This is a genomic window from Deinococcus rhizophilus (assembly GCF_030271215.1).
GTDB classification, from domain to species: domain Bacteria; phylum Deinococcota; class Deinococci; order Deinococcales; family Deinococcaceae; genus Deinococcus; species Deinococcus rhizophilus.
The window spans coordinates 1-3,901 of sequence record NZ_JASNGB010000037.1 but is presented as its reverse complement, the minus strand read 5'-3'; the positions used below and the strand labels follow the sequence as shown (position 1 = coordinate 3,901).

At 72.3% G+C, this 3,901-nt stretch carries 4 protein-coding genes and 1 pseudogene; 1 reads left to right on the top strand and 4 read right to left on the bottom strand.

Annotated elements, in window-relative coordinates; genetic code table 11:
• A pseudogene (locus QOL99_RS06190) lies at nt 1-322 on the top strand (hypothetical protein); the annotation flags it as partial.
• Here QOL99_RS06190 and QOL99_RS06185 read toward each other — a convergent pair.
• From QOL99_RS06185 to QOL99_RS06170, 4 genes are all read right to left on the bottom strand, one after another.
• A complete protein-coding gene (locus QOL99_RS06185) occupies nt 312-1,184 on the bottom strand; it encodes an ion transporter (RefSeq protein ID WP_285522314.1) in 873 nt (290 codons plus the stop codon). The pseudogene QOL99_RS06190 and the gene QOL99_RS06185 overlap by 11 nt on opposite strands.
• Nucleotides 1,181-2,458 (bottom strand): cytochrome P450, encoded by a 1,278-nt coding sequence (locus QOL99_RS06180; protein WP_285522313.1) that lies wholly within the window; start codon nt 2,456-2,458, stop codon nt 1,181-1,183. The genes QOL99_RS06185 and QOL99_RS06180 overlap by 4 nt, the downstream gene beginning before the upstream one ends.
• A 58-nt stretch (nt 2,459-2,516) precedes the next feature.
• Nucleotides 2,517-3,332, bottom strand: a complete 816-nt coding sequence (locus tag QOL99_RS06175; protein ID WP_285522310.1) for a DivIVA domain-containing protein — start codon at nt 3,330-3,332, stop codon at nt 2,517-2,519.
• Nucleotides 3,329-3,901, bottom strand: a 573-nt coding sequence (locus tag QOL99_RS06170) for a YggS family pyridoxal phosphate enzyme (RefSeq protein WP_285522309.1), incomplete at its 5' end; no start/stop codon positions are given. The genes QOL99_RS06175 and QOL99_RS06170, both read right to left, overlap by 4 nt.

The following is a 3,901-nucleotide window of genomic DNA, read 5'->3' as shown; positions in this document are numbered from 1 at the left end:
CGCCGCGACGCTGCTGGGAGAGCTTGACCTCGCCGCCGACCCCCGGCTGGCCTTGCGGACCCTCGCGGAGGGGCTGAAGGTGGCCGAGCTGACCGGGCAGGAGGCCGACGCGCACCTTCTCGCCGTCCTCGCCCACGCGCAGCGGGCGCTGGGAGCCGGGCCGAAAGCGGAGCGCACCGCCGCGAAAGCCCTGGCCCGCGCCGCCCCCCGCAGCCCTGCCCGCGTGCTGGCCCTCCTCGCGCTGGGCCGGACAGGGGAAGCCGGGGCCGAGGCGCAGGCCGGAGAACTGGCCCCCGGGTGGTGGCAACCCTTCAGGTGCTAGGCAACTCCTCGGCGCACCGCTTGCAAAACCGGGCGTCGGGGTCGTGCCCCTCCAGGCCGCAGCGGGGGCAGGCGCGGGGGACTGGTCGGCGGCTCTGTGCTCCATGATCCCGTGCGCCCTGATCCTGTGCCCCCTGAGCGCGGGCGAGGCTGACCGTCACGATGCCGGTCGGCACGGCCAGAATCCCGTAGCCCAGGATCATGGCAAGCGAGGCCAGTCCCTTGCCCAGCGGCGTCTTGGGCGCGATGTCGCCGTAGCCCACGGTGGTCAGGGTGACGATGGCCCAGTAGATGCTGGTGGGAATGCTGGTGTAGCCGTTGGCTGGCCCCTCGATCAGGTACATCAGCGCCCCGATGATGGTCACCATCGTCAGCACCGTCACCAGAAACACCGTGATCTTGGCGGCGCTCGCCCGGATCGCCTCGGTGAGCACGCTGGCCTCCGAGAGGTAGCGGGCCAGCTTGAGAATCCGGAAGATCCGCAGCAGCCGCAGCACCCGCACGATCAGCAGCGTCTCGGCCCCGGGCACCAGCAGCGCGAGGTACCCCGGCAGGATGGAGAGCAGGTCCACCAGCCCGAAAAACGAGCGGGCGTAGTTCCAGGGATGCCGTGCGGTGAGCAGCCGCAGCCCGTACTCCAGCGAGAACAGCAGCGTCAGCACCAACTCGACCTGCTTGAGAGCCGGGCCGTAGGCCGCCCGGAAGGGCCGCACGCTGTCGAACATCACCGCCCCGATGCTGGCGACAATCAGCACGATCAGCACCAGATCGAAGGCCCGCCCCGCCGGGGTGTCGTTGTTGAAGACGACGTTGCCGAGCGCGACCCGCCACCCGGCGCGGCGGTCACCGGGCGGCCGGGTCATCCCGTGACCACGTCCAGCCGCGCCAGCCCCCGGATCACGAAGCCGCCGACATACTCGGGCTCGGCGCCGGGGTCTGCCAGCCGCAAGCCCGGGTAAGCCCGCGCCAGCGCCCGCAGGCTCAGGGCCAGTTCCAGCCGTGCCAGCGGTGCTCCCAGGCAGTAGTGCAGCCCCAGCCCGAAGGTGAGGTGCGGGTTGGGGTCGCGGGTCAGACTCAGCTCGTCGGGCCGCTCGAAGCGCCCCCCGTCGCGGTTCCCGCTCGCGTACAGCAGCCCCACCTTCTCGCCGGGGCGCAGCTCGGCGCCGCAGACCTCCAGCTCCTCCAGCGCGTACCGCTCGAAGAGGGGCAGCGGCGTATCAAAGCGCAGCAACTCCTCCACCGCCGTCCGGAAGAGGGGCAGGCTGTCCTCCCGACTGGCAGCGGCCACCAGCGTCTCCCAATGCTCCCGGTGGCGCATCAGCGCGAGCACGCCCGCCGAGAGCCCGTTCACGCTGGCCTCGTGCCCGGCGTTGAGCAGCAGGATGCAGGTGTCGATCAGTTCCCCCTCGGTCAGGCGGTCGCCCTCTCCGCTTTCAGACACAGCCTCGGCCTGCACGAGCGCGGTGATCAGGTCGTCCTGCGGTTCTCTCCGCCGCGCCCGCGCGAGGTCGCGCAGCAGCGCCCCGAAGTCGCGCACCGCCCGCTCGGCCTCCTCCTGATCGGCCCGCGTGTAGGTCGGCTCATACAGCCGCACGATGGCCGCCGACCAGGGCCGGAGCCTGTGCCGTTCGGACTCCGGCACGCCCAGCAGCTCCGCGATCACCGTGACGGGCAGCGGCTCAGCATACGCGGACACGAGGTCGAAGCCGCCCGCCCCGCCCAGGGTCGCCAGTTGCCGCGACAGCAGCGCCTCGATGCGCGGCCCCAGCGCCTCCACCCGCCGGGGCGTGAAGGCCAGGCCCACCAGCGAGCGCAGCCGGGTGTGCTTGGGCGGCTCGGACTCCAGCAGGTGGTTGGTGTTGAAGGCGTCGAAAGCGGCCTGCGCGGGGTCGGGCGGCGGCCAGCCCAGCTCGTCGCGCGAGTAGCGGTGCAGCACCGAGCGCCCGAAGCGGCGGTCCCGCAGGGTGGCCCCGATCTCGGCGTGCCGGGTCAGGAAGACCCGTCCCAGCGCCGGGTCGTAAAAGGCCGGGGTCGCCGCCCGCACCTCCGAGAGCCAGGGGTACGGGTCGCGGATGAAGTCCGGGTCGGTCAGCGGCAGCGTGACTTCGGGGAGGGCCTCGGCGGGAGACGGGGACATGCCCCCAGGCTACGCCGCCGCTCTGGTCTCACGCGCCCTGCCCTGATGCGCCCTGTCCTTACGCGAAGGTCTGCTCGACCAGCGGCGGGCGCCCTCCCTCGCCGGGCCGGGAATCGTCCGCGTCCACGGTGGCCGTCTCGTGGAGGACGGTCACGGGAGTGGTGGCGGGCAGGCTGTCGTCGGCGGCGGGCAGGTGCCGGGCGCTGAGATCGGAAAAGGACTGCATCAGGGCGCGGTACTGGCTGACGAACTGCGCGTATTCGCTGCGCACGGCACTCAGGCGGGCGCTGAGGTCGGCGTGGCGCTCGCTGTAGGCGCGGTCCAGGTAGGTGGTGCGCTCGGCGTGGGCGCGGTCGCGCTCCAGGGTCAGGTCGTGGTGACGCCGCTCCAGCTCGGCCAGGCGGTCGCGGTAGGCGACTTCCAGCTCGGCCACCCGCGCCCTGTGCGCGGCCTCCGTCTCGGCGGCGCGGGTCTCGGCTGCCTGCCGCAGGGCGTCGCACTCGGTCTGCGTCTGCGAGAGCAGCAGCTCACACTGCCGCGCGGCGTTCTCGCGCAGATCGTGCCCGATACGCTCGGCAGCGACGACGGCGCGGCGAATCTCGTCCTCGGACTGGCGGCGTTCTTCGAGTTCGCGCTCCAGGGTGCCCACGCGCTCGCGCAGGGCCTGCCGTTCGTGCAGCAGCGCCTCGATCCGGCCCGCCACCCGGTCCAGAAACCCGCGCACCGCGCCCCGGTCATAGCCGAAGGCGCGGCGCCCGAACGTCTGGTGGGAGATGTCAAGGGGACTGAGTGTCTCGGTGGCCTGCGGCAGCAGCGCGTCGCTGAGGCGGGGGGCTTCGGTGGGGGCAGAATCGGTCAGGGGAGAGGTCGTCATGAAAAAAGGCTCCTTCCGACGCGCACCAGGGTCGCGCCCGCGTGAATGGCGAGGTCATAATCAGCGCTCATGCCCATGCTGAGTTCGGGCAGACCGAGGTCGTGTGCCCGCCGCGCCGTGTCGCCAAAGACGCGCCGGGCGGCTCCGGGGTCACCCTCCGGCGCCATCACCATCAGGCCGCGCACCGTGAGGCCGGTGGCGACGACCTCGGCGTGAACCCGGCGCAGATCGTCCGGGGCGACGCCGTGTTTCTGCGCCTCCCCGTTGTGCACCTGCAGCAGCACGGCCGGGGCGCGGCCCCACTTGCCAGCGGCGTCGGCGAGGGCCTCGGCCTGCCGCACCTCCTCCAGCGCGTGAATCAGGGTGACCGGGCGCATGTACTTGACCTTGTTGAGTTGCAGCGGCCCGACGAAATGCCACTCCAGGTCCGGGCGCAGGGCCGCCTTGTCGCGCAGTTCCTGAGCGCGGCCCTCCGCCAGCGGGAGGCCGCCGGGTTGCAACCCCGCGTGGGGCAGCACGGCCCGCTCGATGGCGTCCAGCGGCTGGCCCTTGGTCACCGCGACCAGCCG

Bases quoted from the DNA above. Each gene is read 5' to 3' on its own strand.
- QOL99_RS06185 (WP_285522314.1), bottom strand. From the start codon at position 1,184: ATGACCCGGCCGCCCGGTGACCGCCGCGCCGGGTGGCGGGTCGCGCTC.
- QOL99_RS06180 (WP_285522313.1), bottom strand. From the start codon at position 2,458: ATGTCCCCGTCTCCCGCCGAGGCCCTCCCCGAAGTCACGCTGCCGCTG.
- QOL99_RS06175 (WP_285522310.1), bottom strand. From the start codon at position 3,332: ATGACGACCTCTCCCCTGACCGATTCTGCCCCCACCGAAGCCCCCCGC.